This window comes from Ruegeria halocynthiae (genome assembly GCF_000743705.1).
GTDB classification, from domain to species: domain Bacteria; phylum Pseudomonadota; class Alphaproteobacteria; order Rhodobacterales; family Rhodobacteraceae; genus Ruegeria; species Ruegeria halocynthiae_B.
The window spans coordinates 53344-69026 of the sequence record NZ_JQEZ01000008.1; the positions used below are offsets into that span (position 1 = coordinate 53344).

At 55.8% G+C, this 15683-nt stretch carries 10 protein-coding genes and 4 pseudogenes; 5 read left to right on the plus strand and 9 right to left on the minus strand.

The window, feature by feature from the left end; genetic code table 11:
* Positions 1 to 22: 22 nt before the first annotated feature.
* Positions 23 to 754: pseudogene (locus tag JT51_RS20245) on the plus strand (Tn3 family transposase); the annotation flags it as partial.
* Between the two features lie 46 nt (positions 755 to 800).
* Here JT51_RS20245 and JT51_RS20250 read toward each other — a convergent pair.
* The 6 genes and pseudogenes from JT51_RS20250 to JT51_RS20275 form a co-directional block, all read right to left on the minus strand.
* Positions 801 to 1070 (minus strand): annotated as a pseudogene (locus JT51_RS20250) (IS110 family transposase); the annotation flags it as partial.
* Positions 1071 to 1228: 158 nt separating this feature from the next.
* On the minus strand, positions 1229 to 2746 hold the full coding sequence (locus JT51_RS21335; RefSeq protein ID WP_051927668.1) for a glutathione S-transferase family protein: 1518 nt from the start codon (positions 2744 to 2746) through the stop codon (positions 1229 to 1231).
* Positions 2736 to 5633, minus strand: coding sequence for an acyl-CoA synthetase (locus tag JT51_RS20260; RefSeq protein ID WP_081894764.1), 2898 nt, complete (start codon positions 5631 to 5633; stop codon positions 2736 to 2738). Before JT51_RS20260 ends, JT51_RS21335 begins: the two co-directional genes overlap by 11 nt.
* Before the next feature lie 9 nt (positions 5634 to 5642).
* Positions 5643 to 6749, minus strand: a complete 1107-nt coding sequence (locus JT51_RS20265; protein WP_051927670.1) for a hypothetical protein — start codon at positions 6747 to 6749, stop codon at positions 5643 to 5645.
* Positions 6746 to 8380, minus strand: a complete 1635-nt coding sequence (locus tag JT51_RS20270) for a bifunctional 3-(3-hydroxy-phenyl)propionate/3-hydroxycinnamic acid hydroxylase (protein WP_081894765.1) — start codon at positions 8378 to 8380, stop codon at positions 6746 to 6748. Before JT51_RS20270 ends, JT51_RS20265 begins: the two co-directional genes overlap by 4 nt.
* 137 nt (positions 8381 to 8517) lie before the next feature.
* On the minus strand, positions 8518 to 9198 hold the full coding sequence (locus JT51_RS20275; RefSeq protein WP_152563408.1) for a TetR/AcrR family transcriptional regulator: 681 nt from the start codon (positions 9196 to 9198) through the stop codon (positions 8518 to 8520).
* A gap of 106 nt (positions 9199 to 9304) precedes the next feature.
* Between JT51_RS20275 and JT51_RS20280 the strand changes: the two genes are divergently transcribed.
* Both JT51_RS20280 and JT51_RS21340 read left to right on the plus strand, forming a co-directional pair.
* Positions 9305 to 10051 carry an NAD(P)-dependent oxidoreductase gene (locus JT51_RS20280; RefSeq protein WP_037317410.1) on the plus strand — a complete coding sequence of 249 codons (747 nt, stop codon included), beginning with the start codon at positions 9305 to 9307 and terminating at the stop codon, positions 10049 to 10051.
* On the plus strand, positions 10044 to 10664 hold the full coding sequence (locus tag JT51_RS21340) for a glutathione S-transferase family protein (RefSeq protein WP_051927671.1): 621 nt from the start codon (positions 10044 to 10046) through the stop codon (positions 10662 to 10664). The genes JT51_RS20280 and JT51_RS21340 overlap by 8 nt, the downstream gene beginning before the upstream one ends.
* 160 nt (positions 10665 to 10824) lie before the next feature.
* Here JT51_RS21340 and JT51_RS20290 read toward each other — a convergent pair.
* Positions 10825 to 11064, minus strand: a pseudogene (locus JT51_RS20290) (IS110 family transposase); the annotation flags it as partial.
* Between the two features lie 197 nt (positions 11065 to 11261).
* Here JT51_RS20290 and JT51_RS20295 point away from each other — a divergent pair.
* Positions 11262 to 12128 carry a Rossmann-like and DUF2520 domain-containing protein gene (locus tag JT51_RS20295; protein WP_037317413.1) on the plus strand — a complete coding sequence of 289 codons (867 nt, stop codon included), beginning with the start codon at positions 11262 to 11264 and terminating at the stop codon, positions 12126 to 12128.
* 52 nt (positions 12129 to 12180) lie between these two features.
* Here JT51_RS20295 and JT51_RS22305 read toward each other — a convergent pair.
* Positions 12181 to 12351: pseudogene (locus JT51_RS22305) on the minus strand (IS110 family transposase); the annotation flags it as partial.
* On the minus strand, positions 12347 to 13471 hold the full coding sequence (locus tag JT51_RS20305) for an AraC family transcriptional regulator (RefSeq protein WP_051927674.1): 1125 nt from the start codon (positions 13469 to 13471) through the stop codon (positions 12347 to 12349). The pseudogene JT51_RS22305 and the gene JT51_RS20305, both read right to left, overlap by 5 nt.
* Before the next feature lie 464 nt (positions 13472 to 13935).
* On the opposite strand from JT51_RS20305, the gene JT51_RS20310 reads away from it, so the two are divergent.
* Positions 13936 to 15683: beta strand repeat-containing protein (locus JT51_RS20310; protein ID WP_152563409.1), on the plus strand; the 1748-nt coding region annotated here is incomplete at its 3' end.

Sequence of the window (15683 nt, forward strand, 5' to 3'; positions counted from 1 at the left end):
GATCAAGCTCTGCAGCGGCCTGAGCGAAGCGCCCTACATCCTCGATGGCCTGCTCATGAATGAAACCGGCAAGCGGATCAAAGAGCAATATTCCGACACCGGTGGATTCACAGATCATGTCTTTGCCGTTTCGGCCCTGCTGGGCTATCGATTCATCCCGCGTATCCGGGATCTGCCATCCAAACGCTTGTATGTATTCGAGCCCTCAACAGCCCCCAAGGAGTTGCGCGGCTTGGCTGGCGGCAAGATTCGGGAAAACCTGATTGCCCAGAATTGGCCGGACATCCTGCACACTGTTGCGACAATGGCGGCAGGGATCATGCCGCCCAGCCAACTGCTGAAGAAGTTCGCATCGTACCCGCGTCAGCATGAGCTGGCAGTTGCTCTGCGGGAGGTCGGCCGCATCGAGCGCACCCTGTTTATTGTCGAATGGTTGCTGGACACCGACATGCAGCGCCGTGCCCAGATTGGCTTGAACAAAGGTGAAGCGCATCACGCTTTGAAGAACGCTCTGTGGATTGGCAGGCAAGGTGAAATCCGGGACCGAACGGCTGAAGGTCAGCATTATAGGATGGCAGGTCTAAATCTACTGGCCGCGGTCATCACCTATTGGAACACTGATCATCTCGGACGCGCGGTCTCGGCAAGATTGCAAGACGAGCGAGATTGTCCGCTAGAGCTTCTATCGCATATCTCACCACTCGGATGGGCGCATACCCTGCTGACGGGCGAATACTGGTTGCCAAAACGATAACCGATCAGCTTAACGTACTATCCTGCCCTCTATCGGAACAAACCCCATCAGCGGCATCGTTTTTCTGTCGCTTCACAAACGGTTCCACATACGCTGGTGGAATAAGTCTGATTTCGTGACCCAGGCGACCAATTTCCCGCCCCCAGTAATGCGCGCTGGAGCAAGCTTCCATTGCAACCACACAGCGAGGCAGCTGGTCAAAGAACTCGAGAACCTGATTTCGACGGAGCCTCCGACGCAAAATCGCGTGGCCCATCTCATCCGAACCATGAATCTGAAACACATTCTTCGCCAGATCCAAGCCAATCTCTTCCATAGATGCTTCCATTCAGGTTGTTTGCAAACCCACAATGGCACACCGAGGCCAGCGGGGGCGTCTACATCATCAGAGCCAACACAACTAAAACAACGCGATTGACGCCCCGAAACTAGCGATTGCTGACGCGTTGGGCGAAGCCCCTAGTCGAGAAGAATTCAAAGCGTCAAAATCTTGCGCCAGCGGGCGACGTTAGCGCCAGAGACCTCGACATCGGCCCTTTCAAGCGCATCGAGTTCGAAACCCCACCTGACATCGGCCACGGTTGGGGAATGGCCAACCAACCAGGTGTTCGTTGCAAGATGTTCATCCAAGACCTTGCATCGACGCGCAACTTCGAGCTTCGCCATGCTCTTGTCGGTCGTGAAGCCGGGCACGCTGCCGCTTGTCTGGCGGTGCGCAACCAATGGCCTGAATTCACGCTCCGCACCCGCTGCAAAAGCGAGCCAGCATCGCACCTGTGCCGCTTCTTCGACGGAGCCTGGGAAAGCAAATTCGGCATTCGCTTGTCTCGATAACACTTCGAGAGCGAAATTCGGTGCACGGATTTCGACGTCATCGCATTTGAGTAAAAATGCCTGCGCAGCCTGTACATCAATATTTGAACAGTTGGTCCGTGCAACCAGGGCCACAGCCTGATGCGCGGGATCTTTGGGACCGATGGCGAGTTTGATCCGCCCTGTCAGCATGAAGCCTTCGTTTTCGAAGGCGCCGACCGATGGCAATGCCTTGTCGCTGTAATCTGGGATCGATAGCGGCGCGTTGGCCGCTGCGGATTTTTTGACCAGTTTCTTGAGAAGCGGCGCAGCCATACCTACCAAAAGACGATCCGTGGCCTTTGAGAGGCGGTCTTTGCCGAACTGTCTGCGGGCGGCCGGAAGGATCGGAGAGGTAGCCAACTCTGCAAGTTTCTGTTCCTCGTCAGAGACGGTTGACGCGAATGAGGGCCGCGTTGTCAGTTCCCGCAACCAATTCGCAACCTTAGGGAATTCTTTCGTCAGACTGATTGCGATGGTCGGATAGAGCGCGACGCGCGGAGCAACAGAGATATCGGCCATGGAAAGACTATCCCCCAGTAAGAAACGGCGGTGCGCAAGCGCTGCCTCAAGATCCCTTAGCCAATTCTTGTGCCAGTCAACCAAGTCTACCTCTTCTTCGGGCGTCACGACATCCAAGGACCAAACGCGTGTCTCCCAGGCGAGATTTTCGTGCTGTGCGCCGTTGGCGCGGGCGGTTGCCAATGCTTCCTCTAAGGTCTTGGTCATACGGATGACGGGGCCAACGGCGCGCTGATAAAGCAGCGGGCGGAATTTTTTGGCCATCTCCAGTTCGGCCTCTTGCCAGCGAAAGACCTCTGCCGTTTCCACAAGACTTGTGGGGTAAAGCCGCTTGGTCTCGGGAAAGGCTTCATCCAGGTACCGAGTGATAACGTTAGCCTCGAACAGAATCCGCGACCCGTGGGATAGGGTCGGTACAACACCATTTGGGTTCAGTGCCAAATAGTCGGAGCGTTTTTGCTCCATCGCGGTCAGGTTCACCGCAATTCTCTGAAACTGAAGACCTTTTTCGATCAGTGAAATCTTGACGCGACGAGCACAAGGGGAGCCCGGCGCATCGTAGACGATCAATCTGGCATCGCTGGACTTGGCGGGCTGCATTGCAGTTTCAACGTGCATCTGTGCCTCCCGTAACAACATCAAACTCGATGGGCATGGCTTCCAGTATGCTTTGCGCACGGACGGCCTTGGCGTCTGAGGTCACGCGCACTGTCGTGAGCAACCCGTTTTTTGCGTCTTGGCGGATGTCGATTTCGGCGCAGCCAAGACCGCCTTCGGACAAGGCCGCCGAAAACACCCGAGAGATAGCTGATTTCCGCAATTCGGGTTTGAAGACTTTGCCGACCGCCGTGACGGGCATGTCCTCGAGAATTTCCAGATGAACAGGCCGTGCCGCTCGTTCAGAAATTCTGTTGTCCAGCAGTTCCTTTAGATCCTTTTCTGTAGTCGTGTCCCCCTGTCTGAGGGCGACATAGGCCGCGGGAAGTTCCCCCGCATAGGCATCCGGCTGACCGATGGCGGCGGCATGGGCGACGGAAGGGTGTTCGAGCAGGGCGTCCTCAATCACCGCGGGGTCGATATTATGCCCGCCTCGAATGATCAGGTCCTTGGAACGGCCGGTAAGCCAAAGGTATTCATCTTCATCCAACCGCCCCAGATCGCCGGTGGCCAGCCATCCATCCTCGATCAGAACTCCCTGATTTTTGCTGACATCTGTATAGCCCGGGAAGGTGTTCGGCCCTTTGACAATCACGCTGCCGGTTTCGCCCGTATTGCAAAACCGTGCGATTTTGCCATCTTCGGAGACTTCTGCAATTCTAAGCTCCTGGTACGGCAACCGCAGGCCCACCGAGCCGACTTTGCGGTCGCCGAAGAACGGATTGATCGTGGACACGCAGGAGGCTTCGGTCATGCCGTAAGCTTCCAAAAGTTTCAGTCCCAGCACCTCTTCAACCCGTTTGAACAGGCCAGCGGACATAGGCGCTGCGCCGCAGTAACCGTAGTCCAGGCTAGTGATGTCTTCTGTGGTGGGCGGATTGTCGAGAAGTGCGGCATAGAGCGTGGGCACGCCGGAAAAGGCGTTCACCTTGTACTTTTCGATGATCTTCCAGAAGCCCGCCGTCAGCGCCTTGTTCCGGTAGCCTTGGGGCGTGGCAAGGATCACATGGGACCCGGTACTGAAGGAGGCGAGCCCCGTAATCGTAGCACCGTTCACGTGAAAGAGTGGCAGACCGCAAAGGATAACCTGCCCCGTCTTGATCGCCCCGAAATAGGGCACCATCCAGCTAGCGAAAGCCTCGTTGCGGTGGGTATGTTGCGCCAGTTTCGGCAGGCCAGTCGTCCCACCCGTGTGAAAGAGGCTCGCAATCGTGTCCGGGGTGATCGTTCGTTCGAAGTCCAACCCGCTGGACCTTTGACGCTCGATCAGAGTGTTGAAGTCGAGGACCTTGACATCTGCTCGCGGCGGCTTGGGTCTTTTGCGCATCAAGTCTGCCAACATGCGTTTTGGGCCTTTTGGCACGTAGCGGATCATGTCCACGGTCAGGATGCGCCTCACACTCGGTGCATCGGCAACCGCCTGAGACACGCGTTCGAACATGTCGGTTTTGACGAAGGGCGCCAGCGTGACCACCGTTTCTGCCCCTGACGATTTGAGGATCGATGCAATATGTTCGGGTTCGAGCAGCGGATTGATCGGGCAGGCGACAGTTGCACCTTCCGCCCCCCAAATGGCGAAATGCGTCTCTGGCAGGTTTGGCAAGATTATTGCCACCGGTCGGGCCTCATCAGACACAGCGTGCAGCGCATTCGCTGTTTGAGTGATCGACGCGAAGAGTTGCCGGTAGGTCCAACGGAAAGGCGTTTCGTCGACTTCACCGGAAAACAGAAAGGACAAGGCCGGGTCATCTGCGAATTTGGCTGTGGATTTGGACAAAAGTTCCCATGTCGTCGCAAAGGGTTGGTGGTCTTCCAGCGGCGTTTTCTCGACCTCGCGGATGTCATCGATGGATCCGATTTCGACTTGGGGGCGGTCGGAAAAGGGAGAAACCTTCGGGCGATGCTGCGCGGCGACCGTGTTGCGTTGCTCTCCCAGATCAATGGCCCCGTCATCGGTGGCAATGCTTGCTGTCACAATGTCACCTGGGTCGAGGTATCGTTCATTCTTTTGCTGGCCCTTCAGAAACGCCGAATAGCGCGCCTTGGGGTTCATGAACTTACCCACAAACAAGACCGGCTTGGGCGGCACGCGGATGGCAACACCGCTGGGGGTGCCCGTGGCGATCAAGTCGCCGGGTTTTAGATCCCGCACGCGCGACAATTCGGTCAGCGTCTCGGCCAGCCCGTAAAGCATATCGCTTGCCAACTCGTTCTGACGTTCTTCACCGTTTACCGAGAGCTTGAGCCGTAAGTCAGCCCATCGGGCGGCTTCGTCCCCTTCGGTCAGCCAAAGAACGGGGCCCGTCGGCCCAAAGGTCCGAAAGCTTTTGCACTTGTTGAATAGTTCATTGCTGACCTGAATGTCCCGAGCAGTGACGTCATTGGTGAGCGTGAAGCCCGCGATCCAGTCGCCAATCGTCTCGTTCGTCACCGAAATCGGGCCGGTGATAGGCTTCTTGATGACCATGGCAAGCTCGACCTCGTAATCGAGCAACGTCACATGGTTGGGCCTGACAATGTCGTCATAAGGGCCACAAATGGATGAGGAAGCTTTGTGAAAGAACACGTTGTCCAGGACGTGGTCTGGATTGCGCCCGATCTCCTTGAGATGGCTTTTGAAGTTTGACGCCTGGCAAATGAAATCGGCATCCCGTGTGACCGGGCTGAGCAGGGACACAGCTTCAACGCTGTCGACGGAGTTCCCCGGCTCTAGCCCTTTGCTACCCAGGGCAAGCAGTGCCGCTAATGTGTCGGTCTTTGCACACAGCCTGTGGATTTGATCCCCGTCGCCTAAGAGACCCCAATGAAGATCCCCGTCCAGGTCATATCGAACCAGTCGTTTTCCCATGGTCCCCCCCTATGCTTTCCAGCTGCGCGGTTTTTGTTTTGCGACCTTCAAAAGTCTGAACATCTTTTTGAATGTCATTTCATGGCTGTTGCGAATGTTGCGCAGCGTTCGAAGGATGAAGCCCGGAGAAATTTTTGGGGCTTCAAAGTCATGCGGTACCGGCGGTCCCCACTGATAAAGCCCCCCCATTGTCAGCAGGGACACATCCGCCGGTCGGTCGCCGGTGAATAGGTCGCTGTCGCAGAAATGCTCGAACTTGTCGTCCCACGGGTCGCGCCAATAATCGAAGAGCTGGCTGCCCAGCAGGTGACGACCCATGCCCCAGGCATGTTTCCAGCCGCGTGAGAACATGTGCTCTTGACCCATCGCGATATCGTCCATGTCGATCACTTCGAACGCGGCGTGGCTGAATTTGTTTTCCACGTTCTGCGCCACAACGATCGTGTGGTGATCCGCGGGCTCATCGCCTCGGTCACACCTGAGGAAGACCAGCGCAGGTTCGAAGCGGTCCAGGATTTGGATATCGCTGGGCACCAACCCCAAAGTGTCCATGTACCAGCGGGCGACTTGATTGAACTCCAGCACACTGAGCACGCAATGCCCAAGGCGCAAGATCGTAGAGGGACGCAGGGGCGGGCGTTGCAGCTCGTTCACGCGATTGCGCTCATCCATCAGGTTCATCGTCATTGCACGTCGCACCGCCGGCACGTCAGGCGACGGGCCGTAGAGCACGCGAACCTCATTGCCCGCCGGATCCCGCAAGCGGACCTGCTTTCCTTCAGGCCAGCCTTCTGCAGGTTCCGGCCCCACGGCTCCGGCCTCTTTTACCAGCTTGTCCAAATCGGCGGCAGAAGAGGCAAGCAAACCTACACCGCAAAAGTTCGCCTTGTCTGACTGGGTAAACATCATGGCGGGCCCAAGTCCGGCCTCGGCAAACATGTAGAGCGTGTCACCCTTGTGCTGAGGTTGCCGCAGTCCAAAATCGCTGAAATAAGCGGAGGCTTTGTTCAAGTCAGGGCGCGTGAAGCGTACATGGGCGATGTCGCGGACCTTGATGATCGGCTTCGCCGCGCGGGGCAAAAGCTCTTCGGGGTCGATGGAAAGGGGGGTGCTCATGCGGCGTCCAGTCTGGTGATTTTTGCGGAAGGTTTTTCAGAGGTCAGGATCGCGTAGGCAGCCTTGAACCAATTGAGTTTCGGGGAGCGGTGTCCCGCCTCAAGAATGTCGGCGATAAAACGGTCGGGCCGCAGAATGATGACTGACGGCTGGCCCCGAACGACTTTGGACAAGGCACCCGAGGTGTCGCGAAACTCACTGTCCCCGCCGATGCTGACAAACTTCGTCCCAAGGTGTTTCAGAGCCTTAAGATCACCGGGCGTCAGTTCGTCGGCAGGGTCGCAGTCAACGCCGATGGCGGCAAACCCGTCGCCCAAGAGATCGTCCAACGGCACAGTACCAGCAGAGGTGTCGATCCCCGGCTGTGGGATCATCGTTCCAGCAACACTCTTGCGTTGACGCCGGGCCAGCGGTGTCTTTCCGATGGACGGGTCCGGCACCAGCGCACCTGAATTCAAGAATTTGCGCCATGGGTACAGTGCCCACAAGCCGCCCAGAACTTTGTCCCGTAGCCAGGCAAGTCCCGGGCTTGTCGGCATGACTGTGCGACCCAGCAAAAGGGCGAGTCGCGTCATATCTGCGACGCTCTTGCGGCGTTCCGCTTCGTAGGTGTCCAGCAAGTCAGGAGCGCACTGCCTTTTGCAAACACAGGCCAGTTTCCAGCCAATATTCGCTGCATCGCGCAGCCCGCTATTCAGGCCTTGGCCTGCAAAGGGCGGCATAACATGTGCAGCATCGCCCGCCAAAAAGATGCGCCCTTTCCGGAAGTGTTCGGCAAAACGAGAGTGAAAGGAATAGACTACGCAACGGTCGATTACGATGTCCTCTGCTACTCCGCGCTCCGCCAGCATTTTCCGGATGTTGGGTTCTCTAACAATCTCATCGACATCATCACCGGGCATGACCAGGAATTCCCAGCGGCGGCGGTTCTTGGAAACCGGCAAGGTTAGGCTGGGGCGCTCGGGTTCGCAGAAGAACTTGATTGAGCGGTCGGGATCGTGGTCGTTTTCTAGATCGACGACGATCCAGCGCTCCTCAAAGCTGAAGCCAGAGAACCGGATGCCCAGCAATTCGCGCGTCTTGCTGGACCCGCCATCGCAGGCCACTGTGTAATCGACTTGGTATTCCAGCCGTTCGCCTTGCGTATTTTGCGCAATGATACGGACACCATCGCCGGTTTGGACGACATCGCCCACGGTCACACCGCGTTCGACGGTGACGCTGGGCAATTCGACCACCGTCCGGATCAGGGCATCCTCTAATTCCGGTTGGTAGAAAGACCCTCGGTCCGAATGGCCCAGGTGCGGGTCCGTGGGTTCAACACGCGCCAGAAGCTGGCCAAAGCGGCCAGTGTATTCGACCACCAGATCCTCGATCAGACTTGGTTTCAACGCCTCAAGAGCTCCGACTTTTTGGAACAACCGCAACGTTTCAGGGTCAAACGCGATGGCGCGCGGCACCGTAAAGGGTTCCGTTCTTCGCTCCAAAACAATGGTGGACACTCCCGCGCGACCAAGTATGGCCGCCGTCGCCAATCCAGTTGGTCCGGCACCAATGATTGCCACTTGGTGGCGCAGCACCTGCGTCATGATTCTCTCCTCTCCGCTCGGTAATAGAATGATCATTCTCATTATTCAACAAAAAAGGGAATGATCGTTCCCGAACTTGAAATTCGAGCTGCAATCTGGAAGACTTGAATGAGAGAGACAACGAGTGACGGATCCGCCAAATCGGTTTGAGGCTCTGCGTGTTTGCTTGGATCCGCGCGTCAGGCGGTAAAGATCCCCAGCTCTCGCCCTTCGGAAACGGCGGTGTCGACGTAATTGTCGGTGCTCGACTGAACACATGCCTTGGCGCGGTCTGAGCTGACCCCGAGCCCCAGAAGCGTCCGTTCAACCAACCCCAGGATCATTTCAGGCGTCAGCAAGCCCACCCCTGCAGCCGACACGCCGGACAAGAAAGTGCCAAAGACAAGCGCCACAAGCAAAAGGTCATCCTCATCATCGATTTCCGAGGCCTGTTTTGCACGAACAACATCACGGGACACGCGCGGTCCCAACCCTGTTTGCTTCGCAAAACTTGTCAGAGCCGTTTGGGCGATAAACCGGCCCCAACCAGGATATCGGCGAGCCAGTTCAAGGGTAATGCGCAGGCCCAAGGCAATGGTTTCGACAAGGTCGCCGGAGTTCTCACCTGCTGCCTCGATGATGTCACCGACTGGGTTCGTGGCTGCTTCGATCAAAGCACCAACAAAGACGTCCTTGCTGTCATAAAGCTTGTAGAACGCACCAGGCGACGTGCCCGCAGCTGACAACAGCTCGCTCATCCCTGTGCCGTCGATGCCCTTGCTCCCAAAGCAATCGACCCCCGCCGCCATCAAGCGGCGTCTGAGCTCTTGGCGCCTAAGGGCAACCCGCCCCTCCGGCTTTTCTTTGGAGATGGTGGTCAATGCTGGCTCCTTTTTGGAAGGTTACTTGCGCCAATCCGGGACTTCAACATAGAAATGAGAACGATTCTTCTCAAATGGCTTCAGGCGAGCCGGAAAGGCAAGAGCGATGGACGTTTTCATCCTTGGTGGAACAGGCAACGCGGGGCGCGCGCTGATCAAAATGGCCCTTGAAGATGGGCACCTCGTAACCGCCTATATCCGCAATCGCGCGAAGTTCGAGGCGGCCTTTCCTGATGCGCCCGACGCGCTGCAGGTCGTTGAGGGGGAGATCAGCGATACCACCTTGCTCCGGCGCGCCATGCAGGGTCATGACGTGGTGATTAATGCCGCTGGCAATGCCAATGGCGGGCCATCGTATCAGCCGTTCGTGGCGAACATCATCGCTGTCGCGCAGGATGCGCTACCCTCTGGAGCACGCTTTTGGTTGTTCGGTGGCGCAGCGGTGCTGATTGTCCCAGGCGCGGATTTCACGATGCTGCGCTTTCGCCAAGTGCCCAAGATTTTTCAGGCCCATGGCGAAAATTTGGAGCGTATCGAACAGACCAACCTGGATTGGTCCATGATGTGCCCCGGTCCAATGGTGTCATCAGAGAACGGCCAGCCGCATGAAGGGTTGCGTATCAGTCGAAACGACTGGCCGGTTGTGCGACCCCCGTTCACCAAATTCTTGCCGAAGATCAACGTGCTTGTCGCGTTCGTTCGGAAAGTGCCCGAGATGACGATCACCTATGAAGACGCGGCACGGGTGATCTTGGATCATCTTGAACCGGATGGACCTTTTTCGAAAGCGCGGGTCGGCGTTGCCCTTCCGGTGGGAAAGAAGCTTAATAAGAAAAGCGTGCAAAATGCCTGAGATCGACACAAAACGCGAACATATCAGGGCATTGGAAGGTGTCCATCTTTTCCATTTCTCGATGTCAACCTGCTCGCAGCGCGTGCGCATGACGGCAACCGAAAAGGGCGTCGACTGGACTAGTCATCACATCGACCTTGGCAAGAACGAACATCTGAGCCCTGACTTTGTGGGTGTGAATCCCAACGGGTTGGTGCCCGTGTTTGTCCACGGCGGGCGCACGTTCATCGAGAGCAATGACATCATTGCGTATTTGGATGTTGCCTTTCCCTGTCGGCCGCTTACGCCTGAAAACAGTGCCGACGCCACATTCGTAGCAGACGCAATTGCAAGCGCGGATGAGGCACAGGGCGCGATCAAGCTTTTGTCACACGAGTTTCTATTCAAGCCAAAAGTGCTGAAATCGCCGCGCGAATTCGAACGCTTCTCAAGAGAATGCCCAAACCCCTCGCTGATCTACTTTCGCCGGGGCTGGTTGACCGGTCCTGTGCCTGACGTTGTGTTGCAAATCCGAAAACCGGGCCAGCAGCCCAGGCATGTCTCCACCCGGTACTTGATATCTAGACATCTTGGTTCCCACGGGTGCCGCAAGGGCAGTCACCAGCCAGGTTGAGCGGCTGAGTTCCAGGGAAACGAAGATTGCACCGCATTCGACGGTCGCAATCCTGCGCGGGGTGGTCATTCTGGCAGTCTGCATAGCAAGAATCTCCTTCATAAAAGTGAGAGCCCCAACTCTTCCAGAGCAATGGGTGCGAGTCTCCTCCTCATGGAATCTTGACGTAGGCGGCCGGCATCAATCGTACATCATGCCCGAGCTTGCTCAGCTCACGGCCCCAGTGATGCGCTGATCCGCAAGCCTCCATGCCGACAACACAGCGCGGCAGCGTCTCAAAGAACGCCAGCAGCTTCGCGCGTTTGATCTTCTTGTTGATGATCCTGCGTCCGGTAGCTGAAACGCAGTGCACTTGAAAAACGTCCTTGGCCAAATCCAGGCCCTCGGTCTTTACTGTCATTGGGTGGCTCCTTTCCTAGCAGTCGATGATAACTGCACTGTGGCACATTCAATGCCGGTGGAGCAGGAGCCACCCACCTCATCCGGTTAGGGCCGCTCCGGTTGGTTGTTGTCTTGGATAAATTGGTATTGATGAAACGGTCTGTCGCTTAGCATGTTCCACAAGGAAGCAAGAGTGTATGGATCGGAGGCCATTGAATGGCAAAAGTCAGAGTAAATATTGTCGGTGCCGGTCGCGTGGGTCAAACCATCCTCGGCCTCTTGCGACACTCATCCAAGTACTCGGTTCAAGACATAGTGAGTTCTCGATTTAGATCAGCGGAACACGCCGCCCAAATTGCGGGTATGGGCAGAGCGGTGGAGAAATATGCGGACCTAGCACCGGCCGACCTGTGGATTTTGGCGGTGCCGGATTCTCAGATTTCAATTGCAGCAACTGAACTCGCAAAAGTTGTTGGTCAACACGATACCAATGAACCGCCTCCAGTTGCGTTTCATTGCAGTGGTTTCTTTCCGGCAAATAAAATGGCACCGCTTCAGAAGCTAGCCTGGCGACTGGCCAGTGTGCACCCGGTACTTACCTTCGCAGAGCCGGCAACCGCGATCCAGCAATTCGAGGGAACACTTTGTGGCATTGAGGGCGAAGATTCTGCCTTGGATTTTATCAAAGACTTTCTGGCTGAGATTGGTGGAATCCCATTTCAGATCAATTCCGATAGCAAAAGCCTTTATCATGCGGCCGCCGTGATTTCGAATAACTTCACCGTGGTTTTGCAGGCGATTGCGCGCGAGGCCTGGGCTACCGCGGGAGTGCCTGATGACATTGCAAAGCAACTGAACACCACACTGCTTCAAGCCACCTGTGAGAATGTTGCCGCCCATGGACCATTGGGAGCGCTAACGGGACCCGCATCACGAGGCGACACCTTTGTCGTCTCGCAACAAGAGAAAGATGTAGCCGCTTGGCACCCCGCTGCAGGAATCATCTACAAAGAGCTGAGCTTGCTCGCTCATAAATTGAAAGCCGACGGTAAGACACAGGATTGGTTGAGTCCCGAAGCGTAGCCTGACCTACAATTCAACTGAGGCTATGTCCAAACTCCCGGAGTATGCTTCAGATCATGTTCACGACCTGAGTACGCTGTCGGACGACCAGATCCCGCGCACAATAGATGGCAAGCACGGCCTGTTGGTCTTCGGTCTTGACCTCGACGAAGCGCATGGTCGGTCGGCGCACAGCTTCGCAGACCGCTTCGGCATCGGCCGCATCCGTCTTGCTGCGCTCAAGAGTTATTGGCTTTGAGCGTGTCCCTGTAATGCGATGGAGATTGGTTTGCCCAACGTTTGAAAGATCGCCGGAACGCCCTGTCGTCCGAGTACCCCAGAAGATGAGCAATCGTATCCATACCTAAATCGGGATTGGCGAGAAGACGTTTGGCGTTTGCTGCGCGAACCTCCTCGAGCATTTCTCGCAACTCCTTACCATGTTGACCAACGAGTCTTTGCAAAGTCCTCAGGCTGAGGTGTAGCCTTTCCGCAAGGGCGGCTGCCCCATATTCGCCAACAGCAGCATTCTCACAAATTGCGTCATGCACATTCTGCAGGTCCTGAATGCCCAGGTTCGAAAGGCCATTCTCTTTATGCACACGGTCCAAATGCGCTCGCGCGTAGTCATACAGAGGTTTGCTGGATAGCCGGCTAGGCTTGTTCAGGGATCCTCTTTCTATGACCAACGCATTTCTTGGCTGCTCAAACGATACCTTTGTGCCGAAGAATTCTTCGTACAGGCCAAGCTCCAGCAATGGCTTATGCGCAAAATGGACTTCAGAAATAGCATCAGTAAGTTCAAACCATTCACACATCGTTCGATACAACAATGCACAAGCAAACTCTGCCGTCGCGCCATTATCACATTCGTCCATCGGATGATAAAAGCCGAGGCGCGCATGTGAGGCCGTCTCTTCAAGCGTCAGGTGCAACCGGTCCGACAATACGGATCTGTATTGAACCAGCATTTCCAACGCGTCGCGGACGCTCGGTGCGAACTCGACCGCTGAACTTATATAACCAAGGATCGAAAACGGCGTGACTTTGGCAAGGTCCAGTGTAAACGGTTCACCGGGCAAAGACGCCGCCATCATGTTCATGATTTTGGGGAATTCATCTTCCTTGATCTTCGCGTTCGGATCAAGCAATTGGGCCGGATCAATGCCCAGTTCTTCTATGATTTCCGTGACCGGAACACCCCTTGAAATGGCGTAGCTTATCATGTTGGCGGCGGCGACCGCGATAGTCTTATGATCTAACGGATTATCTGCTTGCGGCACTTTGTGGGTCTTCATTTCAAGCTGGAATAAACGCTGCGTTGCGTATTTCTGAAAGGGAGGTAGCTCAGACAGGTGCTGCATGTCGTTACCACGATACTTTTGTTCGTCTAGCGACCGATTGCAGGAATGACAATCATTTGATCCGGAAATCCGCTTCGAATGCCCTTGCTGCGTCCAGAGGCACTGATTGGCGCAAACTGTCCGGTCGTTTGCGTGAACTGTCCTTGATCCCGCAGGGTTGGCCAAGTCTTACTGTGCGTCAACTCAGAAACGAGTCTACCAAAAAAAGAAGCTCAAGGATTGAGGATGCGGTGCCAATTCAGAACGAGACGTATCTCACATGCCGACTGCCAGGCGGATTCAATGCCGGCGCAAAATGCCGAATTTGAGGCTGTTCAGTAAGCTCAAAATTCAAAAGGTCTCCTGTGAAAAATTGCATAAGTGAACGGCGCGACCCTCAGGTTGCGGCACGTGGCGGGCGTCTGGTGAAATGGAAAGGGGCGGTCGCAAGTATTGCCCCGTCGCTGCTCCTGGCGTCTGTGTCTGTGGCCGCACTGTCCGTTGGGATGGCGGCAGCCGAGGTGATCTCGGGGTCACAGACCACAGAGGTTGTGCTTGTCGACAATGAAGACCTGACAATTACCGAAACCGGTGTGGTCAATCTGACAACAGCTGCGAGCCCGTTTGTTGTGGTGCAAATTGTCCCAGATTACTCCAGTACGTTCACAAATGATGGAACGATTTCAGGACCATCTTCTGCCGAGCTCGGACTTGGCGTTTATGTGGGAGGTGAACTGGAACAAACGGGTCAGGTCATCAACAATGGCATAATAGACATTAACTTCTCGTCCACGTCGCTTGCCGCGGGCAGCGGCATCCTGCTGGACGCAGCCGTTGCCGGGACCTATGTCAACAACGGTACAATCGAGGTCGATCTTCAGACTACGGGCTTAGGATTTGCCAATGCAGTCGGCACATTCTTTCAGCGCGAAGTGGAGTCAACAGCATCTGTGTTGAACGCGGGGACGATTTCTGCGCGGGGCAGCGAAGCTTCGGCGGCTTCAGTGATTGGTATGTGGTTCAACGAAGATGTAAGCACCAGTGTCGTCAATTCTGGTACGATCACCGCCACGGCTGAGGAGGCTGTTGACCTGTCGGCCAGCGGCATCTTGTTCAGCGAAGACTTAGACGGCGACTTAGTCAATTCCGGTGCGGTCGAAGCAACGAGTAGCGACGCAATCGGTGAAGCTGATGCTGTCGGAATACAGGTTCAAGGGACTGTAACCGGTGCGTTTGAGAACATCGGTGCGATCTCTGCCGAGGTAAGCGAAGCCGCGGGTGACGCGGACGCCTGGGGTTACAACGTCGAAGGCGACCAGATCGGCAATGTCACGAATACGGGTACGATTACGGCTGTTTCTGAAAGTGCGACAGGCGAAGCCAATGCCGCTGGCGTTTATGTCGAAGGGGACACTAACGGTGATCTAAGCAATGGTGGGACCATTGCTGTTCAAGGCAATGCGTCTGCATCGGTAACTGTCAGTGCATTCGACTTGTCCGGAGCTCTAGATGGCAACTATGACAATTCCGGTACCATTTCGGTAACCGCAATTTCAACTGACAATGAAGCGGGCGCCTATGCCCTGAATGTTGCCGGACAAATGACCGGCGACATAAATAACAGCGGTGATGCCACTATCGTGGCCGACGGCGGCGACAATGCTACGGCGATCTTCGCTGGCATTAAAGGTGGGCTGAACGGCAGTTTTTCAAACAACGGAACGATCACTTTACAGGCGACCGATTCGATAAGCGCAACCGCATTGGCCGCCGCACTTATCGTCGACGGCGGCATGGTTGGGAGCATCACCAACAGTGGAACCATTTCGTTGCAAGGAGATGGGCAGAATTCCGCGACGGCCATTGCGTTTGCTTTCTTCGGAGATTTGGACGGAGATTATACAAACAGCGGCACGATCACCGTGACCTCAAGCGGGCAGGCCGAAGATGCGATATCCCTTGCTCTTGGAGTCGATGGCGAGATGGCTGGCGATATCACCAACAGCGGCAGCATCGTCTTGCAGGCTGCTGCGCAGTTGGATGCAACCGCTGTCGCAGCTGAAGTCTTGGGTAACTTCGACGGAAGTTATTCCAACTCAGGTACAATCACCGCGATTTCAAACAGCCAGGCCGGCGATGCCGAAGCTTTTGTCTTTCGAGTTGAAGGTGACATGGATGGCGATATCACCAACAGTGGTGGCATCTCCCTACAGGCTGATGCGGAATATTCCGC